This window comes from Sneathiella aquimaris (assembly GCF_026409565.1).
GTDB classification, from domain to species: Bacteria; Pseudomonadota; Alphaproteobacteria; order Sneathiellales; family Sneathiellaceae; genus Sneathiella; species Sneathiella aquimaris.
The window spans coordinates 1,841,215-1,861,125 of sequence record NZ_CP112881.1 but is presented as its reverse complement, the minus strand read 5'-3'; the positions used below and the strand labels follow the sequence as shown (position 1 = coordinate 1,861,125).

Annotated in this window: 21 protein-coding genes; 15 read left to right on the top strand and 6 right to left on the bottom strand. The window is 48.4% G+C overall.

Features of this window, described 5'->3' with window-relative positions; all coding sequences use genetic code 11:
- Positions 1–5 precede the first annotated feature (5 nt).
- The 4 genes from OIR97_RS08750 to OIR97_RS08735 all read right to left on the bottom strand — a co-directional run bounded on the left by OIR97_RS08750 (position 6) and on the right by OIR97_RS08735 (position 2,668).
- Entirely contained in the window at positions 6–707 is a 702-nt protein-coding gene (locus tag OIR97_RS08750; RefSeq protein ID WP_169545278.1) for an HTTM domain-containing protein, read from the bottom strand.
- Positions 704–1,180 carry a hypothetical protein gene (locus tag OIR97_RS08745; RefSeq protein ID WP_181017910.1) on the bottom strand — a complete coding sequence of 159 codons (477 nt, stop codon included), beginning with the start codon at positions 1,178–1,180 and terminating at the stop codon, positions 704–706. The genes OIR97_RS08750 and OIR97_RS08745 overlap by 4 nt, the downstream gene beginning before the upstream one ends.
- Positions 1,177–2,049 (bottom strand): DMT family transporter, encoded by an 873-nt coding sequence (locus OIR97_RS08740; RefSeq protein ID WP_169545277.1) that lies wholly within the window; start codon positions 2,047–2,049, stop codon positions 1,177–1,179. The genes OIR97_RS08745 and OIR97_RS08740 overlap by 4 nt, the downstream gene beginning before the upstream one ends.
- A gap of 190 nt (positions 2,050–2,239) precedes the next feature.
- Positions 2,240–2,668, bottom strand: a complete 429-nt coding sequence (locus OIR97_RS08735; RefSeq protein WP_169545276.1) for a VOC family protein — start codon at positions 2,666–2,668, stop codon at positions 2,240–2,242.
- Positions 2,669–3,041: 373 nt separating this feature from the next.
- On the opposite strand from OIR97_RS08735, the gene OIR97_RS08730 reads away from it, so the two are divergent.
- Together OIR97_RS08730 and OIR97_RS08725 are read left to right on the top strand one after the other, a co-directional pair.
- Positions 3,042–3,785 (top strand): substrate-binding periplasmic protein, encoded by a 744-nt coding sequence (locus OIR97_RS08730; protein ID WP_169545275.1) that lies wholly within the window; start codon positions 3,042–3,044, stop codon positions 3,783–3,785.
- Positions 3,786–3,829: 44 nt separating this feature from the next.
- Positions 3,830–5,485 (top strand): methyl-accepting chemotaxis protein, encoded by a 1,656-nt coding sequence (locus OIR97_RS08725; protein ID WP_169545274.1) that lies wholly within the window; start codon positions 3,830–3,832, stop codon positions 5,483–5,485.
- Positions 5,486–5,637: 152 nt separating this feature from the next.
- Here the strand turns inward: OIR97_RS08725 and OIR97_RS08720 are convergent, their stop codons facing one another.
- A complete protein-coding gene (locus OIR97_RS08720; protein WP_219821700.1) occupies positions 5,638–6,360 on the bottom strand; it encodes a GntR family transcriptional regulator in 723 nt (240 codons plus the stop codon).
- A 179-nt stretch (positions 6,361–6,539) separates the two neighbouring features.
- Here OIR97_RS08720 and OIR97_RS08715 point away from each other — a divergent pair, with 179 nt between their 5' ends.
- The 13 genes from OIR97_RS08715 (at position 6,540) to OIR97_RS08655 (ending at position 19,197) form a co-directional block, all read left to right on the top strand.
- Positions 6,540–7,340 carry a transporter substrate-binding domain-containing protein gene (locus tag OIR97_RS08715; protein ID WP_169545846.1) on the top strand — a complete coding sequence of 267 codons (801 nt, stop codon included), beginning with the start codon at positions 6,540–6,542 and terminating at the stop codon, positions 7,338–7,340.
- A gap of 71 nt (positions 7,341–7,411) precedes the next feature.
- A complete protein-coding gene (locus tag OIR97_RS08710; RefSeq protein WP_169545273.1) occupies positions 7,412–8,071 on the top strand; it encodes an amino acid ABC transporter permease in 660 nt (219 codons plus the stop codon).
- A 16-nt stretch (positions 8,072–8,087) separates the two neighbouring features.
- Positions 8,088–8,750, top strand: coding sequence for an amino acid ABC transporter permease (locus OIR97_RS08705; protein WP_169545272.1), 663 nt, complete (start codon positions 8,088–8,090; stop codon positions 8,748–8,750).
- Entirely contained in the window at positions 8,747–9,469 is a 723-nt protein-coding gene (locus tag OIR97_RS08700) for an amino acid ABC transporter ATP-binding protein (protein ID WP_169545271.1), read from the top strand. The genes OIR97_RS08705 and OIR97_RS08700 overlap by 4 nt, the downstream gene beginning before the upstream one ends.
- Before the next feature lie 57 nt (positions 9,470–9,526).
- Positions 9,527–10,432, top strand: a complete 906-nt coding sequence (locus tag OIR97_RS08695) for a dihydrodipicolinate synthase family protein (protein ID WP_169545270.1) — start codon at positions 9,527–9,529, stop codon at positions 10,430–10,432.
- A 12-nt stretch (positions 10,433–10,444) separates the two neighbouring features.
- Positions 10,445–11,875 carry an aldehyde dehydrogenase family protein gene (locus OIR97_RS08690; protein WP_169545269.1) on the top strand — a complete coding sequence of 477 codons (1,431 nt, stop codon included), beginning with the start codon at positions 10,445–10,447 and terminating at the stop codon, positions 11,873–11,875.
- An 11-nt stretch (positions 11,876–11,886) separates the two neighbouring features.
- A complete protein-coding gene (locus OIR97_RS08685) occupies positions 11,887–13,122 on the top strand; it encodes an NAD(P)/FAD-dependent oxidoreductase (RefSeq protein WP_169545268.1) in 1,236 nt (411 codons plus the stop codon).
- Positions 13,123–13,139: 17 nt separating this feature from the next.
- Positions 13,140–14,141: a 4-hydroxyproline epimerase gene (locus tag OIR97_RS08680; protein ID WP_169545267.1), complete on the top strand. Its 1,002-nt coding sequence runs from the start codon at positions 13,140–13,142 to the stop codon at positions 14,139–14,141.
- Between the two features lie 4 nt (positions 14,142–14,145).
- Positions 14,146–15,186 carry a trans-3-hydroxy-L-proline dehydratase gene (locus OIR97_RS08675; RefSeq protein ID WP_169545266.1) on the top strand — a complete coding sequence of 347 codons (1,041 nt, stop codon included), beginning with the start codon at positions 14,146–14,148 and terminating at the stop codon, positions 15,184–15,186.
- A 101-nt stretch (positions 15,187–15,287) separates the two neighbouring features.
- Entirely contained in the window at positions 15,288–16,790 is a 1,503-nt protein-coding gene (locus OIR97_RS08670; protein ID WP_169545265.1) for an L-serine ammonia-lyase, iron-sulfur-dependent, subunit alpha, read from the top strand.
- A gap of 372 nt (positions 16,791–17,162) precedes the next feature.
- Complete coding sequence (locus OIR97_RS08665) at positions 17,163–18,686, top strand: cryptochrome/photolyase family protein (protein ID WP_169545264.1); 1,524 nt, start codon at positions 17,163–17,165, stop codon at positions 18,684–18,686.
- On the top strand, positions 18,683–18,829 hold the full coding sequence (locus OIR97_RS08660; RefSeq protein ID WP_169545263.1) for a DUF2256 domain-containing protein: 147 nt from the start codon (positions 18,683–18,685) through the stop codon (positions 18,827–18,829). The genes OIR97_RS08665 and OIR97_RS08660 overlap by 4 nt, the downstream gene beginning before the upstream one ends.
- Positions 18,826–19,197 carry a thiol-disulfide oxidoreductase DCC family protein gene (locus OIR97_RS08655; RefSeq protein ID WP_169545262.1) on the top strand — a complete coding sequence of 124 codons (372 nt, stop codon included), beginning with the start codon at positions 18,826–18,828 and terminating at the stop codon, positions 19,195–19,197. Before OIR97_RS08660 ends, OIR97_RS08655 begins: the two co-directional genes overlap by 4 nt.
- Before the next feature lie 162 nt (positions 19,198–19,359).
- Here OIR97_RS08655 and OIR97_RS08650 read toward each other — a convergent pair whose 3' ends face one another.
- Positions 19,360–19,767, bottom strand: coding sequence for a Rid family hydrolase (locus OIR97_RS08650; RefSeq protein ID WP_219821698.1), 408 nt, complete (start codon positions 19,765–19,767; stop codon positions 19,360–19,362).
- Between the last annotated feature and the right edge of the window lie 144 nt (positions 19,768–19,911).

Sequence of the window (19,911 nt, the reverse complement as noted above, 5' to 3'; positions counted from 1 at the left end):
TCGCGTCACCCCAACAGGGCACTGCCTCCGAATAAGCGGCCCTGCAACCAGATAATCGATGGATAGGCAGCTAACCAGATCCAGAAAAATCGGTTCAACCCAAAAAAACAGGCATTTGAAAAATGAAACAGCGCGGCGATCAGCAAGCCCGCGATCAGACTGGGCTGTGTAAGAAGACTGAGCGGAAAAATCAGTTCAAACAATATCACCATCCAGGACGCCAAAAATAACAACGTGGGCCTTGCGGCGAGCGCGCGGAGGGACTCGCTGACCGGATAGGCTGAATAGAGAAAAACATCCTGAAGCGCCCGCCCATTTCGCCACGCAGGATTGACAATTTTTACCCAGCCTGAAATGACATATGACAAAACCAGTTGGACAGCAAGATAGCCAAAAGCCAGCTCCTGCCAATGACTTTCCGGCAAAAAATGAACGAGAAGCAAACAGGCCAGAACCAACAGGCTCATACGATCACTGCCCCCATTATAGGGACCGTCAAAGCGGTACAGCATCCCCAGCGAAAGAACAGCAAGACCAACAAGGATCCACCCTGTTTGGACCCCTAAAATCAACAGAAGACACCCCCCAATCCGCGCAAGAAACAACAGGCGCAGTCGACGGTTAGACGACAAATATTCCACGCTTTGCTGCAAAAATGCCAAACCAAGTAATATTTCAGTCGTCCGTACCGCTAAATCCAGCGTCATACTGAATACGCCTTGAAACAGGAATAGACAGGAGAAAGAAACTCGACTTCTTTGGTGATCCTTTCCTCTGCCCGACTGATAAAAATCAGGCGAAATTGAAAGAACGGATATCCCTCAGGATTAGCCCCCTCTTCTTTCAGCGCCACACCGATATTCGTTTGAATTTCTGTTTCCGCGTGAGAAGACCCGTAGGCAGCCAGACGCTCAGCGCAACTGACAAGAAACAAGCTCTGGTTCCAGCTGGGGTTCCACACCATTCGGCGCATCATTCGTCCAACTGAAACATTATCGGGTCGCGGCCGAAATTCCCTCCAGTCGGGATCGTTTTCTGCCTGCGCCGCCTCTTGCAACTTGGCGTCAGCCAAAAGACGGTATTCAATGCGAGGAGATGGGGCAATAATATCAAAAAAACGCCAGGAAGGAATGACAGCCGGCAACAAAAGCCTAAGGGAATAGACTATGTCCTTTATCATGCCGCTTTTTTCACCTTTTCGCGCCAAAGAGTAAACAGCCCCGCTGCGACAATTAAAAGGGTTCCAACAGCGACGTTTAGTCTGATAGTTTCACCAAATACGAAAAGCCCGATTGCCGTTGCAAAGACCAATTGTAAATAGGCAAATGGCTGAATGGCGGAGGCTTCAGCGACTTCATACGCCTTAATCATACAAAAATGCCCTGCGGCCCCTGTCACGCAAAGAATTGCCATTAAACCCCAGTCCCATCCGACCAAAGGTTCCCAAAAGAAAACTCCGATCCCGGTTGTAACCACCGCGCCGACTGTACCAGTCCAGAAGAAACTGGTTGCAGCGTCATCCTGACGGGCAACATACCGGTTCAACAATCCATATACGGCAAACATCAGCGCGGCGACAAATGGGATCGCCGCATAGGGCGAAAATACACCGCTGTCCGGTTGCAACACGATCAACACGCCGACAAATCCGACAGCAATCGCAGTCCATCGGCGCCACCCGACATGTTCTCCCAGAACCGGGCCGGACAACGCGCCGATTAACAATGGGTAAACCGCAAATACGGCATGACTTTCAACCAAGCCCAAATAGACAAAGGCCAATACCATAACAATAATTTCACAAGCAAGAAGAGCCCCTCGGAAGGCTTGAAGTATGGGCTGGCGAGTCGCAGCGGCAGCTCGAATAGACCCTTTTTGCCGGCGGGCAATGGCAATCACAAAAAAAGCAAAGAACCAATATCGGATCATAACAATCGTCGTGGTATTGGTGGCTTCCGCCAGATAGCGGGACAATCCGTCCTGTGTTGCAAAGATAAAAGTGGTCAATACCATCAGCCACACACCATATCGGGTTTCATTCTGGATCATTTACAAATCTCTTAAAGAGTGCCGAATTGGTCACGAATTAGGTGGCATGAAAGCCGATAAGACACTTTATTGGCATTTTGGATTTTGACAACTCTCCTTCGCCCCAAAGAAAAGAAAGAAGAGAAGAGCGTTTCTTGTCTCTGGATGTACATGTTATCTGAACAACCAAGCCCAAGCACAGTCGGGCTTCTTATTTTGCAAATAGTTGTTCCATATTTTTAAAGGCTTTCAACTCAAGCGCATTCCCGGCGGGATCATAAAAAAACATGGTCGCCTGCTCACCCGGCTCCCCTTTAAAGCGCGTGTAAGGCTCTATCACAAAATCTGTCCCTCTCTCGATCAAACGGTCAGCCATGGAACGCCAATCCTCCATCGTCATAACAATCCCAAAATGGCGAACAGGAACACCATGGCCATCAACAGCGTTCACAGCAACATTGCCAGCCTCTTCTGGTGCAAGATGAGCAACAATCTGGTGACCGAAGAAATTAAAATCAATCCAGTCGTCGGAACTTCGCCCCTCACTACAGCCCATGACAGTAGTATAAAATGCGCGAGCTTTTTCCAGATCATCGACAGGAAAGGCCAAATGAAACGGTCGCAGGGTTTGTTCAGTCATTGTCATCCTCCAAGCAACATACGCGCTGCACTATGATCTATAAAACGGGTATTTCAAACAAAAAGTGTAGAGAAACGAAAAGCTGAAAGACACGGATCTTCTTGTTCTTATTTCAAACACCATTCATCCCACAAGCGATAATCAAGCGGGCACCGCGCAGGTTCCACCGCCGAAATGTTCCATGGTTAATACCTTAATATAAACTTCGCGAACCTTATTGATCTGCCAATGGGTGTTGACCTGAAATCAAGCCGTTCAAATCACGATCGCCAATAGCCGGCACAAACAATCTTGAGATATTTAAAAATTATTAAGTATTTACCTAATATGCTGGCTGAATAGTTTATGGATCTAAAACGAAAGAATTACTCCGATGACATTTTCCTTAAAAAAATTGAGTTTCTCCCTTCTTGGCACAGCGCTTCTGTCTGGTGCATTTGGTGCCGCTCAAGCTGCTGAAATTAAAGTCGGTCAGGGTGTCCTTCCTCCATATGGAATTAAGGAATCGAATTCTGGTATTGAAGTGGATATTGTGCGGGCTGCACTCGCGAAAAAAGGGCATACCATTGTTGTACGGTTTGTGCCTTTTGGTCGGGTTGGTAAAGATTTTCAAGATGGAAAGATTGATGCAGCGAACACGTTGACCCCAGATTCTGGCGTAAAAGGTGAATATTCTGACAGCCATATCTCCTACCAGAATGTGGCAACAACCTTGAAAGACAGTGGTCTGAACCTGGGCTCTATTGGCGATTTGAATGCCCACAAGGTTGTGGCCTTTGCAAACGCGTCAATCTATCTCGGCGACGATTTCGCTAAAATGGCGTCCGGCAACAAAAACTATCGTGAAGTAGCTGATCAGGCGACCCAGAACAAACTTCTGATGACCGGCCGTACAGACGTTGTTGTTGGTGATATTCGGATTTTTCAGTTCTACAACAAGAAAATTGCGGATCAGGTTAAACTTAAAGACGTCACCTACCACACCATTTTTAAGCCAACTGCGTATTCAGTCGCGTTTAAAGACGCGAAGATCAGAGATGACTTCAACGCTGGTTTGAAAGAGATCAAAGCAAGCGGCGAATATGATCAAATCATCGCCAAGTATGTCAAAGGCTAATCAGTATTAGCCTTCGTGGATTTTAAGAAAGAACGGAAACAGACATGACTGATGTCATTGAAGAAAAATCCAGCGGTCAACTCTCGCTGCAGGCAAAAATTCTGTCTGCAGTGATTGGCCTTACGCTGTTTGTCCTGATCGTTGCGGCAACTCTGGGTGTATACGTATTTCAGACCAATCAAAAGTCTCAGATACAGTATCGCGCTGATATCATCACCACCCTTCAGGCAGCAGCGATTGTTGGGCCAATGTGGGATTTGAATAATGAAGCCGCGCAAAGCCTGCTGGAAGATTTAGCACAGGACGAAGATTTTCAGTTTGTTGAAGTTCTGGATCCTAAAGGGGAAAGGCTGTTTTCATACGGAGAACTTCCTGAAAATGCGGATGTAACCAGCAGCCGGCGCGATATTATTCAATCGGACGACGGTCAGGAAGAAAAAATCGGATCCCTCGTTTTGCATTTGTCAAACGAATGGATTAACAGTCAACTTATTAGCTTTGCTGTTTCTGCCGTGGTCGCAACTTTGATTATTCTCGGTGCCCTATCAACAGTCGTCATTGTTTCGTTCAGAAAACTGACTGTTCCTTTGGCTAAAATGACCGTGGAAATGAAAGAGCTGGTTTCCGGTAATCTGGATATTGAAATCGGTGAACTTGATCGTCAGGATGAAATCGGCCACATGGCCAATGCCATTCAGGTTTTCAAACAATCTGCCATTCAGAAGCGCCAGCTTGAAGCAGAACAGATTGAGGCCAATAAACTGGCTGAACAGGAACGCATCAATGCCGAGAAACGGCGTGAAGAGCGGGCCCTCCAACAGGAACGGGACAAGGAACAGGCAGAGCAGGAAAAACGTGACGCCCTTCTTTCTCTGGTCGGTACGTTTGAGCAGTCAGTCGGCGGCGTGGTTGATGGCGTGGCGTCTGCAGCCACTGAAATGCAATCAACAGCCCAAAGCATGACGGACAATTCACGAGAAACCACAGCACAGGCCAACGCCGTATCGGAAGCCTCGACCAGTGCTACCAATAACGTGCAATCTGTTGCTTCTGCCGCTGAGGAATTGTCCGCTTCAATCCGTGAAATCAGCCAACAGGTTTCACAGTCTTCAAATGTTACTAATCAGGCCGTTGAAGAAGCGAACAAGGCCAATGTTCTTATTCAGGGACTGGACGAAGGGGCGCAAAGTATTGGTGAAGTCATTTCCCTTATTCAGGATATTGCCGAACAGACAAACCTTCTCGCCTTGAACGCGACAATTGAAGCGGCCCGTGCGGGTGATGCGGGTAAAGGCTTTGCGGTTGTAGCGTCTGAGGTTAAAAACCTCGCCTCCCAAACCGCAAAAGCAACTGAGCAAATCTCTGATCAAATTTCTAAAGTACAGGGATCAACAGCCGAGGCCGTTGCCGCCATTCAGGGCATTACACAGACGATTACTAAAGTTGATGGTATTGCGTCTGCGATTGCATCTGCGGTGGAAGAACAAGGGGCAGCGACACAGGAAATTTCTTCAAGTGTCCAAAAAGCAGCCATGGGTACTCAAGAGGTTTCTTCTTCGATCAATAACGTCACGACGGCAGCGACCCAATCCGATCAGTCGTCACAAGATGTACTGTCCGCCTCAAGAGAGCTTTCTCAACAGGCTGAGCATCTGAGATATCAGGTATCTGAGTTTGTTCAGAATGTCAGAACCGGTTAAGCAATAGCCTGTCTAGAATTACAACCTGGCGAGAAAAGGCTCCGGTAATGCTGGAGCCTTTTTTTGTGTTACAGGCCGTAAATGAGGCGTCAATCCGCCTCCGTGGAAAAGAGCCGGCAATGATCCACGAAAAAACGACGGAAGCGGGTTTATCAGTCTTTACTTTTTTTCCGCAGATAACCCATTAACGAGCTGTAGGAGTCTGCAATATGTTTGTGGGTTAAGGCTGCGGCGCGGTCAGCATCCCCTTTTTCGCAGGCGTTCAGAATTTCGGTATGTTCTTTGATCGCCGTTCCCATCCCTTTGGTCAGGACCAATTGGGCCCGAATGTAACTATCGATGCGGTCAATTGCTTCTCCAATAATTTTTAAATGATAGGGTCGCTGGCAGTCACGATACAGGGTTTCATGAAACTGGCGGTTCAGGTCTCCCCATTTGGACGAATCTTCTTCAGCCCCAAATGCGTCGCAATACTTCCGGGCAAGTTCCAAAGTCTCCTGGGTCATATTCTCGATCGAATATTTAAGAACCAATGGTTCCAGATTTCGGCGAATCTCGAAAATCTCCGCTATTTCGTCATCACTGAGAGAAGAAACGATTGCGCCCTTATAGCGTTCGTTTTTCACCAACCCTTGCGCTTCAAGCCGCTTCAGGGCTTCCCGAACAGGGATTCGGCTCACGTTGAAAATCTTGGCAATATACTCCTGCCGGATCGACTCGCCTGCTTTCAAATTCCCGTTAATGATCTCATCTCTTAGGGCATCAAAGATAATATCTGAAGAAGATGCTATTTTACCAAGATCAATCGCCCGATCTTTCATACCTGCGTACAAAACCTGAAACTCCTTGTTTTTCCTGACCTTTTCAATAGTCAACTAAGTGAAACCTGTCAAATCTGACAGAACAAAATGACGATTTTGTAAAATTTATATTTTATATTGGATCCAATATATCATATAAAATCTCTACCGCCGATATGAGAAGGGAAAAAAATCTCCGATATCGGTTTTGTTACTAAAAATTTTTTGGAGGTATTTTTATGTTGGGTCGTTTTATGAAGACAATGGCATTCGGGGCCAGTCTTGCCGTTTGCCTGTCACAGGCACCGGCGCAAGCGGATAAACTTGACGATGTTATCGATAATGGCGTCCTTCGTTGTGGCGTTGTTTTGGATTTCCCGCCTATCGGCTATCGCGATGCAAACAACGAACCTGCGGGTTTTGACGTTGAATATTGTAAAGATCTTGCCGCAGCTCTCGAGGTGGACTTCGAAATCCTGCCCGTCACTTGGGCAGAAAGACTGCCAAGTATCGTCACAAACCGCGCGGACGTGGTGTTCGGTGGAACATCAGATTCTCTGGCACGGGCTAAAACCGTTGGTTTCACAATTCCTTATGCTATTTATTATGCACAGGCTGTTGTCGGTAAAGACTCAGGTGTAAAAACATTTGAAGATCTTGCCGGTAAGCGGGTTGCGGCTGCAGTTGGTACGGTTCCTGAACAGGAATACCTGAAAATTGCCAAAGAACGCGGCTGGGAAAAAGACTATCAGGGCTACCAGAGCGAAAACGAGGTTTTCCTTGCTGTTGCGCAAGGTAAAGCAGATGTCGGTATTACAACCAACACAGCGGTTAAACCAATCGCCGAAAAGTATGACACAATTATTCCCGGCCCACGTATGCCATGGACAACGGATTACACGTCTGTTGTTGGACCACGTAAAGACGTGACTTGGTTGAACTACCTGAACCTGTTTGTCACCCATCAGGTTCGTTCTGGCCGTTACCAGCAGCATTGGAATACTTTTGTTGGTGGTGAAGCACCAGAACTCCGCATTCCAGGCGTCATGTACTAATCCTCCCCTAACCCGTCCCCCCTTTGATCCTGAAAAAAGATTAATGGGGGGATAAACTGGAGTGTGTAATCGTGGATTATAATTTTCACTGGCGCCCTGTTTTCCGGCAACTCCCTGATCTGTTAAACGCTGGCCTGCTGACACTGGAAGTGGCTATCCTTTCTATGATCCTGGGGATCGTCATCGGATTACTTCTTGCCATTGCAAGAATTTCCGCACCAGCCCCGATCAGAATGTTTGCCACGGCATGGGTCGAAATCGCACGCAACACACCAGCTTTGTTCCAACTATTCTTCTTTGGATTTGGCATTGGTGCGTTCGGCATTCACTTAAGCCCGTACTTCATTGTTCTTGTTGGGCTTGCCTTCAATAACGCAGGTTATCTGGCCGAGAATTTCAGAGGTGGATTTCAGGCAGTGCCGAACACTCAAATTCGGGCGGCTCGTTCACTGGGCATGACTGCCACCCAAACCTATATTCGCATCATTATCCCGCAAGTCCTTCGAATTGTTTACCACCCGATGACCAACCAAATGGTTTGGGCTGTTCTGATGAGCTCACTCGGTATGCTCGTTGGTTTTCGTGAACTTTCTGGCGAAACACAATTCTTTGCATCGAAGACCTATCGGATTTTCGAATATTTCGCCGTAACGGCCGTCATCTATTACGTCATCGTGAAAATCATTTTGGGCGGCTCGAAACTCGCAGCCCGCCGTTTATTCAAATATTGAAGAAAGGAGCCTTTTCATGAGTAACGATATTTCTTTCTTCACAGACTTTCAGGTAAGCGACCTCCTTTTTCTTGGAGAAGCTGCTGGCAGAACGTTAATGATTTCTGTTGTGTCCATTACCATTGGTACCATTCTTGGATGCTTTTTTGGTTGGGCTTTGTCAGCCTCGCGTTGGGCTGCGCAGGTTACGATCGGAACAATACTAGACATTTTCAGAAGTGTTCCGCTGATCATTCAACTGATCCTGTTCTACAATTTTTTTCCAATCATCGGCTGGAATTTGGATCCATTTGCGTCGGGGGCGTTTGTGCTCAGTATCTACACCGCCGCTCTGGTTGCAAATGTTGCACGCGGGGGTATTGAAGCCGTTGGCACACCAATGCGCCGCGCCGCCCGGTCCCTTGGCATGAGCTACTGGCAGGATCTGCGGTATGTCGTTTGGCCAATTGGTCTGCGCGCTGTATTTCCGTCATGGGTTGGGGTCGCCTTGAGTGTGGTGAAGGACAGCGCATTGGTGTCCGTGCTTGGATATGTTGAACTGCTAAGAGCATCACAAATCCTGATTACCCGCACGCAGGAACCCTTCATCATTTTGGCATGTGCCGGGGCATTTTACTTTGCACTTTCCTATCCGCTTTCAAAATATTCATCTAAATTAGAAGAAAGGTGGGCCTCATGATTGAGATCAAAGGACTCCACAAATTTTTCGGAAACCTCCATGTCCTGAAAGGGATCGATCTGACGGTCAAAAAAGGCGAGGTTCTCAGTGTTATCGGTTCATCCGGCTCCGGTAAATCAACGCTTCTATATTGCATCAATGCACTTGAAGACATCCAGAAGGGCGAAGTTCGCGTCGATGGTGTTTCCGTCCATGAAAAAGGCGTCGACATCAATCAGCTACGGCAAAATATGGGAATGGTTTTCCAACAATGGAATTCCTTTCCGCATTTAACGGCCGTCGAAAATGTCGCCCTCGCCCCGCGTATTGTAAAAAAGAAGTCGAAAAAAGAAGCCGTCGCGATTGCGGAAAAACAACTGAAGCATGTTGGCCTGGGCGACAAACTCGATGCCTATCCGTCAGCGTTGTCCGGCGGGCAACAACAACGCCTTGCCATTGCCCGTGCCTTGGCGATGGAGCCGGAATATATGCTGTTTGACGAAGCAACTTCAGCCCTTGACCCTGAATTGGTGGGTGAAGTTCTTGAAACAATGCGCATGCTCGCCGAAGAAGGCATGACAATGATTTGTGTCACCCATGAAATGGGCTTTGCTCGGGATGTTTCAGACCGTGTTGCCTATTTTCATCAGGGGATCATGGAAGAGATCGGTCCACCCGATCAGATCTTTGGAAATCCGACGAGTGAACACACCCGGAAGTTCCTGGCGAATGTTCGCTAGGACAAACGAGTACTGAATTTAAAAACCCTCATTACAATCAAGTAAAGGAATACGACTATGTGGAAAGGTATGATGCCTGCCGTCACGACTAAATTTAATGAAGACGGTTCAATCGATGTTGCTGAAATGGAACGGTGCATCGGTTTGCAGATGGATGCAGGCAATGCAGGCGTAATTGTTTGCGGTACCCTCGGTGAAGGCTCAATGCTTAGCCCTGAAGAGCGCATTGATGTATTGAAAATCGCGAAATCTGCCTGTGGTGACAAGCCTGTTCTTCTGACAGTCAGCGAGGCAGGCACCCGTGAAGCATGCGATCTTGCACAGATGGGCCGCAAAGCAGGTGCAGACGGCCTGATGGTTGTTCCAAGCCCGATCTATCACACAGACCGTGATGAAACGATCACGAACCTGAAAGCAATCTCCTCTGCGGGTGATTTGCCTGTCATGATCTATTCAAACCGCGTTGCCTACCGGGTTGATGTAACACCAGAAATGATGGTCGAACTTGCAGAAGACGATCGCATGGTTGCGATTAAGGAAAGTTCTGATGACATCCGTCGTCTGACCGATATCGTCAATATGTGCGGTGACCGTTACAACATTCTGACAGGTGTTGATAATCTGGGTCTTGAAGCGCTTCTGATGGGGGCCGACGGTTGGGTTTCCGGTGTTTCCATCGCATTCCCTGAAGAAAATCAGCGGATTTACGATCTGGTTCAGGAAGGGCGCATTACTGAAGCACGCGAGATTTATCGCTGGTTACGTCCCCTGCTTGATCTAGACGTTTCAACCGCGCTGGTTCAGCAGATTAAACTGGCCGAAGCCATCGCAATTGGCTCAACAGAGCACGTTCGCGCCCCGCGCCAGATCCTGAAAGGCGAGCACCGCGCTAAAGTTGAGAAAATTATCCGCGACCAGATCGCCTGTCGTCCAAACCTTTCCAAATATACGCTCGCAGCTTAAGGAAAAATATTAATGACTAATTTTCCAAACCTGATTGACGGTGAATGGACAATGGGGACGCAAAGCGTCCCCAACGTCAATCCATCGGATACCAATGATGTGATCGGTCAAGCCGCCAGTGCCACGACAGAAGAAGTTGAACAGGCAATAGACGCCGCCGCCGCGGCGCAGGTGGGTTGGAGCAAAAGCACGCCTCAGCAACGTTTCGACATTTTGGATGCTATTGGCACCGAAATATTGGCACGCAAAGAAGAGCTCGGGGATTTACTCGCCCGCGAAGAGGGTAAAACTTTACCCGAAGGCATTGGTGAAGTTGCCCGGGCTGGCCAGATTTTCAAGTTTTTCGCCGGCGAAGCTTTGCGTATTCCAGGGGAACGTCTTGAGTCTGTCCGTCCCGGTGTTGAAGTCGATATTCGCCGTGAAGCCCTTGGTGTTATTGGTATTATCACACCTTGGAACTTTCCGATTGCTATTCCCGCATGGAAGTCAGCCCCTGCCCTTTGTTATGGCAACGCTGTCGTTATGAAGGCGGCGGAAGCTGTCCCCGGCAGCGCCTGGGCACTTGCCGATATCATTCATCGGTCAGGTCTGCCAAAAGGTGTCTTTAACCTGGTGAACGGCAAAGGATCAAAAATTGGTCCGGTCATGATCGACCATCCGAAAGTTGCCGGTATCTCCTTTACAGGGTCCGTGCAGACCGGTCAGCAAGTTGCGCAGGGTTGCGCAAAGAACCTCAAAAAAGTGCAGCTTGAAATGGGCGGTAAGAACCCGATGGTTGTTCTGGATGATGCGGATCTGGATATAGCTGTGGGTGCCTGCGTGAACGGTGCGTTTTTCTCGACTGGGCAGCGGTGTACAGCGTCGAGCAGATTGATCGTGACGGAAGGCATTTATGATGCATTTGTCGCAGCCATGAGCAAAACGGTTTCGGCCCTCACTGTCGGTGACGCCCGCAAAGCCGGTACACAAATTGGCCCGGTTATTGATCAGCGTCAGCTTGAAAAAGATCTGGAATATGTACAGATTGCTCAACAAGAAGGCGCAACACTAGTCTGTGGCGGCGAAAAAATTGAAGGCTCAGGCCATTTCATGAGCCCTGCCCTGTTTGTTGATACCGCCAATCATATGCGGATCAATCAAGAAGAAGTGTTTGGTCCTGTTGCCACCATCATCAAGGCAAAGGATTATGAGGAGGCGTTGAAACTGGCAAATGACACGGAATTTGGTTTGTCCGCGGGCATTTGTACAACGTCGTTGAAATACGCTACGGATTTCAAAGCCAATGCCAAAGCAGGCATGGTGATGGTCAACCTGCCAACCGCAGGCGTCGATTATCACGTTCCTTTTGGCGGGACAAAAGGATCCAGCTATGGATCCCGCGAACAGGGCCGCTACGCTGCTGAATTCTATAGCACCGTCAAAACGTCCTACATGCAGGCGTAAGGAAAAGATCCATGGGGAAGCCAGAAACAGTTGTCGTTATTGGCGGCGGTATCATCGGACTAGCGATCGCTGAAAAGCTTGTCAGCGTTGGCAAAAAAGTTACGCTGATTGAAAAAGACAGCATCGCCGCCGGTGCCTCGCAAGGAAACGCCGCCGGTCTGGCTTTTTCTGATATTATACCTCTGGCATCCCCTGGAATTATTAAAAAGGCCCTTAAATGGTTCCTTGACCCTTTAGGACCTTTTGCTGTTGTGCCACAAGACCTGCCAGTTACACTGAACTGGCTGCTGAAATTTTTAAAGGCGGCGCATCCTGCCCAGTTTCAAAGAAGTATTGATGTTCAGGCGGCCCTGATGCATCTGAGCAAAGACACTTTCCCCGATCTGCTAAATCGGACGGGTCTTTCTTCTATGGTGCGGACCAATGGCGCGTTGCATCTATACCAAAGTAAGGCGTCTTATAAGGCTGACTTGAAAAAATGGGAGTTTCGCAAAACCCATAATATTGCATATGACTGTTATGAAGGGGATGCGTTACACCAATTTCAACCCGGCCTCAGTCCGTCATTTGTCGCCGGAATTTTCGCAACCGAATGGCAGTCTGTTTCTAACCCCATGGATTTTTGCGCGGCAATACACAGATTTCTGACATCAAAAGGCGTCGAAACCGTATATGAGGAAGTGAAACGGGTTTCAGAGGGAAGCGTCCTTTTAAAAAACGGCGAAACCCTTCAGGCCGATAAAATAGTCATTGCTGCCGGGCCTTGGTCCGCTACGCTAAGTCGACAATTGGGCGATCCTGTTCCCTTGATCGGAGAACGCGGCTACAATACGACGCTGCCAAAAACCGCATTTGAAAGTCTGGATCACACCCTTGTATTTTCAGATCATGGGTTTGTCGTAGTGCCGCTCTCCAATGGTATTCGTGTGGGCGGCGCTTCGGAAATTGCCAAACTTGGTCGGGCCGCGAATTATAAACGTTGCAAAATCATGATGGCTAAAGCATCAAAACTGCTTCCAAACCTGACAGTATCTGACGGCGTTGAATGGATGGGGGCACGCCCTGCCATTCCAGACACCCTCCCTGTGATCGGGCCAGCCCCCTCTGCCCGAAACGTAATCTATGCGTTCGGCCATGGACATTTGGGTCTGACGCAATCCAGTGCAACGGCGCAACTTGTGTCAGAACTCATCGACAATAAACAACCTTCTATTGATATTAATTCTTTGCGAGCGGATCGCTTTTAAGAAAGACAAATAAAGAAATGGCAAGACATACATTTTTTTGCATTGATGGACATACATGCGGCAATCCGGTGCGTGTCGTTGCAGGTGGTGGCCCGGACTTGCAAGGCGAAACAATGCTGGAAAAGCGGGCACATTTTCTAGACGAATATGACTGGATAAGAACCGGGCTGATGTTTGAGCCCCGCGGCCATGACATGATGTCCGGCTCTATTCTTTATCCCCCGACCCGCGAAGACTGCGATATTGCTATTCTGTTTATTGAAACATCCGGCTGTTTGCCCATGTGCGGACATGGCACAATCGGGACCGTTACAATGGCGATCGAAAATGGTCTTGTGACACCCAAAGTGCCCGGCATTCTGCGCCTCGACACACCCGCCGGGCTGGTGGTTGCCGAATACACCCAGAACGGTGAGTATGTCGAGGAAGTCCGCCTGACCAATGTTCCCGCCTTCTTGTACAAAGAAGGACTGAGTGCAGAAGTCGACGGTTTAGGAGAGATTTTTGTTGACGTCGCCTATGGGGGAAATTTTTACGCCATTGTCGATCGACAGGCCAATTTTCAGGACATTGATGACTATACGGCTGGTGAACTGATCGGGTTTAGTCCTAAATTGCGCCAGGCACTCAATGAAAAATATGATTTTATCCATCCTGAAAAACCAGAAATTAAGGGCCTTAGCCATGTCCTTTGGACTGGTTCCCCAACGCAACCGGAAGCGACAGCCCGCAACGCAGTGTTTTATGGCGATAAAGCCATCGACCGCTCGCCCTGCGGAACCGGGACCTCTTCGCGCATGGCACAATGGGCCACCCATGGAAAACTGGAAGTCGGTCAGGAATTTATCCACGAAAGTATTATCGGGTCGATCATGAAAGGCCGCGTTGAAGCCCGCGCACAGGTCGGCTCCTTTGACGCCATTATCCCGTCAATCGCTGGTTGGGCGCGAATGACAGGCACCAACACGATCTATATCGATGATCGTGATCCGTACGCCCATGGCTTTGTGGTGAGGTAATTTTATGCAATCGTCAAAAACAATTCATGTAGTGTCCTGCCATGCCGAAGGAGAAGTCGGCGATGTCATCGTCGGAGGCGTTGCGCCTCCGCCGGGCGATACCCTTTGGGAACAGTCACGGTTCATCGCAAAAGATGAGACCCTTCGGAATTTTGTATTGAATGAACCACGCGGCGGGGTGTTTCGGCATGTCAATCTTTTGGTCCCGCCCAAAAATCCAGACGCACAAATGGGCTGGATTATTATGGAGCCTGAAGACACTCCGCCAATGTCCGGATCTAACTCTATCTGTGTTTCGACTGTGTTGTTGGAAAGTGGCATTCTGCCCATGCAGGAACCCATAACTGAAATGACACTGGAAGCGCCAGGGGGGTTGGTGCATGTTACCGCAAGTTGTAAAAATGGTAAGGTGACGAAGGTATCGGTTCAGAATGTCCCGTCTTTTGCGGATCGACTGGATGCCACCCTGGAAGTACCGGGGCTTGGTACATTGACCGTTGATACTGCTTTTGGTGGTGACAGTTTTGTTATGGTCGATGCCAAGGCACTTGGCTTTGAAATCACCCCTGATGAAGCACGGGACATGGCGGAAGTCGGCATTCGAATTACTCGGGCCGCCAACGAACAGCTGACCTTCAGCCATCCAACAAACCCGGACTGGACACATTTTTCCTTTTGTCAGATCCACGCCCCTATGACAGTGGAAGACGGCATAAAATCTGTGAAAAATGCTGTTGTCATTCAACCTGGAAAAATTGATCGATCCCCCACCGGAACCGCCGTGTCCGCCCGTATGGCCGTATTGCATGCCCGCGGCCTGATGACGGTAGGAGAAAACTATCTTGCCCGATCAATCATTAATTCAACTTTCGGGGGGCGCATCGTCAAAACAACCAAAGTTGGTGATAAAGATGCTATTATTCCAGAGTTGTCAGGTCAGGCGTGGATTACAGGAACACACCAGTTAATGCTGGACCCGACAGACCCATGGCCAGAAGGATATCGAATTGGCGATACCTGGCCCATGCTCAAAGACAAGCATTGATGCGACATTAAAACAATGCCAATCGATGTGTGCCCAGCGTTGAAAAACAGAAGTAACTTAAACAGAACAAGGCCGTACAGGCCGTCAAAAGGCAGGTTAAAATGATCTATCCTTCAATCTTCAACGATGTCATTGGTCCTGTTATGCGTGGGGCATCCAGCTCTCATGTTGCGGCGGCGCACCGGATCGGCGCCCTCGCCCGGGATTATATGAACGGTGATTTTTCGACTGTGCTGATTGAGTATGATCCCAATGGATCGTTAGAGCCTACCCACGAAAGTCAGGGTTCGGACATGGGCCTGTTTACAGGGCTTATGGGCTGGGCGGTTACGGATGAACGCATGGTGGACGCCGAAGATCATCTGAAAAATCTCGGGATTGCCGTTGAAATTCGTATATCTGATTATGGGGCCCGCCATGAAAACACCTATAAACTGACACTATCCAATGCAGAGGAAACCCTTTGCATGATCGCCATCTCGACAGGGGGCGGTATGATTGAAGTTACGGAAGTGAACGGGAAAAAGGTCTCTATCTTTGGCGATTACCATGAAACATTGATTTTTAATACGGACCAGCCGGGACTGGATAATCTGAAGGCTGATCATATTTTGGTCCGCGATGACTTTATTCAACTGAAAAGCCAACAGCCTTTAACCCTGCCCGGTGATCTTGAATGCCGGACCATGGCCCCCGTCTTGCCAATTGGTGCCCGAAAAGGCCTGTCGGTTCCTTTCTTAACAGCTGAAGAACTACGGGCCTACAATGAAGGAAAGGACCTTTCCTTTTGGGAACTGGCAGTGGAATATGAAAGCCAACGCGGCAATATCTCAGCGGACGAAGTTTTTGAGCGGATGCGTGAAATTGTTCGCATTCTGGACACTTCCATTCAAAGTGGAATTGACGGCACCTCGTACAGCGATCGGATTTACCCGGCACAAGCACCAAAATTTAAAGAAAAATCTGCGGGGAACAATTTCATAAATCTTGGATTGCACAATGATGTCATTCTGGCGGTGACCGCCCTGATGGATGTCAAAAGCTCGATGGGCGTCATCGTCGCGGCCCCCACAGCCGGATCTTGCGGAACATTGCCAGGAACCTGCCTTGCCGTCGCCAACGCGCTAAATCTAAGTGAAGATCAGAAAGTTAAGGCGATGCTTTCAGCGGGCCTTATTGGTGTCTTTATCGCTCATATGGCCACTTTCTCGGCCGAACTTGGGGGATGTCAGGCGGAAACTGGTTCAGGTTCCGGCATGGCAGCAGCTGCGCTCATCACCTTGATGGACGGAACCGTTCAGCAAAATATCGACGCAGCCTCCATTGCCCTGCAAAACACGTTCGGACTGGTCTGTGACCCTGTTGCAAACCGGGTTGAAGCCCCGTGTTTAGGCAAAAATGTTTTAATGGCTGGAAACGCCTTATCTGCGGCCAACATGACCCTTGCCGGTTTTGAAGCACTCATTCCCCTGGATGAAGTAATCATCGCCATGCATAAGGTTGGCCTGTCCATTCCTTGCGAATTACGCTGCACCGGCAAAGGGGGCCTCGCAACAACGCCAACGGGCTTGCGGCTGTTTGAAGAAATGAATGCCTCTAAATAATCGGGCAACGAAAGCTGATTTCCAGTTCCCCGCCGGTCACGATTTTTAAATGGTCAACTCCACCCGGCCTTGCAGAACAGCTGAACGGTAGGCAAAGGCGTTCCGACGTTTCTGACATTCTGAATTTGGACGTTTGGGTGTTTGGGTGTTTGGACGGTTGGTCGTTTGGTCGTTTGGACGGTTGGACGGTTGGTCGTTTTGGCGTCCGTCGCAACACACATCACAGGACCTTTTGGACTTCAATACAGTCAGGGCCCACTCATTTTCCCATAATATGATCCATCCCTTTCGCCAGACCGTATCAAAATCACCGGCCGAATTCTTTTTGGCACAGGCCCACCGACAGAGTTTCGAAGCAACATCAGAGTGATCATGAAAACATTACGCCTTATTCTAGGCGATCAACTCAATAAAACGATCACAAGCCTGGAAGGGTGTGATCCGAAAACTGATATTCTCTGCCTGTATGAGGTTCAAGAGGAAGCAACCTATGTAAAACATCATAAAAAGAAAATCGCGTTTCTATTTTCTGCCATGCGGCATTTTGCAGAAGAACTACGGCAGGCTGGACACACAGTACATTATTCCAAATTGGACGATCCTAAAAATACGGGCTCCTTTCGCGGTGAGATTGACCGCACCCTCGCTGCCCATGACATTAACAAAATCGTGGTGGCGCATCCGGGCGATTATCGCATGCTGAAAGAAATAGAAAGTTGGCAATCAGCGTTTGATATTCCCGTCGAAATACTGCCGGACAATCGTTTTCTCGTATCGCCTGAAGAATTCTACAATTGGGCAGACGGCAGAAAAAAACTGCGCATGGAATTTTTCTATCGGGAAATTCGCAAGCGTTATTCAATCCTGATGGATGGTGATGAACCGGTTGGCGGCCAGTGGAATTTTGATCCGGAAAACAGGAACCCGCCTCAAACAGACTTAACCATTCCCAAGCCTTTTGAAAATACCCCTGATGCCCTTACTCAAGAGGTTCTGGAGATGGTTGGTGATCGTTTTTCCGATCATTTCGGTGATCTTGAGCCATTCCATTTCGCAGTAACGCGGCGGCAGGCAATAAAGGCGCTTCGCTTGTTTATTGAAGAACGCCTCGCACTTTTCGGGGATTATCAGGATGCGATGATCGAACAGGAACCATGGATGTACCATGCGCATATCAGCTTTTATCTGAACTGTGGCTTATTGCTGCCCCTTGAGTGTGTAAAAGCTGCCATAACTGCCTATCATGAGGGTAAAGCGCCCCTGAACGCGGTTGAAGGGTTTATCCGGCAGATTGTCGGGTGGCGTGAATATGTGCGGGGTGTCTATTGGCTTAAAATGCCGGGTTATTCCGACCTTAATTTTTTTAACGCAACACGAAACCTCCCGGATTTTTTTTGGACGGCCGATACAGACATGAACTGTTTACGTCAATCGGTCACCGAAACCAAAGTAAATGCCTACGCCCACCATATTCAGCGTTTAATGGTTCTTGGTAATTTTGCCCTTCTTGCAGGGATCGATCCTGATCAGGTGAATGAATGGTTCCTGATTGTCTATGCGGACGCCTATGAATGGGTTGAATTACCCAATGTAACTGGCATGGCTTTGTTCGCGGATGGCGGACAACTGGCAAGCAAACCGTATGCTTCCAGCGGTAGCTACATTAATAAAATGTCAAATTATTGCAAGAATTGCCGTTATCGCGTAACGAAAAAAAATGGACCGGATGCCTGTCCCTTCAATTATCTCTACTGGGATTTTCTATCCAGAAATCGTAAAGCGTTAAAAGACAATCCGCGCGTCGGGATGATGTACAAAACCTATGACCGGATGAAAGACGGTAAAAAACAAGCCATCCGGGACGACAGTCAGCGTTTTCTGGAGAAACTTTCATGAAAAAGAAATCCGATTTACCGACCAGGCTTTGTCCGATTTGCGATCGCCCTTTCACATGGCGTAAAAAATGGGAGAAAGTTTGGGATGACGTTAAATATTGTTCGAAAAGATGCCGAAGTTCCAAACAAAAGAGTTCAATATGATCATCGTCTATTATGATGGAAAATGTGGTTTATGTTCAAAAGAGATCAATCACTATAAAAAGATCGCCCCGGCGGGCATTTTCGACTGGCAGGACATCACTGAAAACCCGACTAACCTGAAAGAAAAGGATATCAGTATATCCGAAGCGTTAAAAATGCTCCATGCCTGCGCATCAGATGGGTCCATGCATGTCGGCGTTGATGCTTTCATTCTTATTTGGAAACAACTGGATCGATGGCGCATACTATCCATGATCATATCGCTGCCTATTCTGAAACAGATTGCAGGTTGGATTTATCGGTCCTTTGCCATTTGGCGCTTCAATCGATTGGAACATTGTCAGTTAGCTGCAAAAAGCGACCGATAACGCCACTCTCCAGCTTTCGTGGGCGGCAGTAATAACGAAAAAAGGGCCCTCTTTTCCTTCTGACCAGCCAACTTTTTCACAATCCCCCCCCCAAAAAAATAACCAGCTCATATTCAAGGCTTTGCCAAAAGGTGTTTTCTTAACAACGTTTGGTAAGCCCCTTTAGGGAATAATATTTCCTGCGTCAGAAACAACTGCATCTGCTTCTACTTCGACCAGCCATTCAGGATTTACAAATCGGGTTATCTGCATAATCGTGTCAACTGGCTTCGCCGCCTGGCAATATTTTGCACGAACATCAACAACGGTTTTCCAGTCGTCAATATTGGTCAGGATAATTCTTATGCGCACAACGTCTTGCCACCCTGATCCAGCTTGCTCCAACGCATCACCAATGATCTCAAAAATCCGCTGAGCCTGCTTTTCAGCACTGCCAATACCAACGGTTTTTCCTTCTGAATCAACTGGGGCCGTCCCACCGATCGTTATATATGGCCCCACTCGGACAGCCCGCGAAAAACCGACAATTTCCTCCATTGGATTTCCGTTTAGTACCAATTTCCTGTTCACGCCGGAGGCTCCTTGAAAAATATGTTACACCGTTGAATTTTCTTAGGTTACAGATGGCTGCCCTCGCGGCTTGGCCTGTTCGGAGACCTTCTCTGTGCCAGATGGAATAAAAAAGCGGTGGCCGATTGACCACCGCTTTTTTTA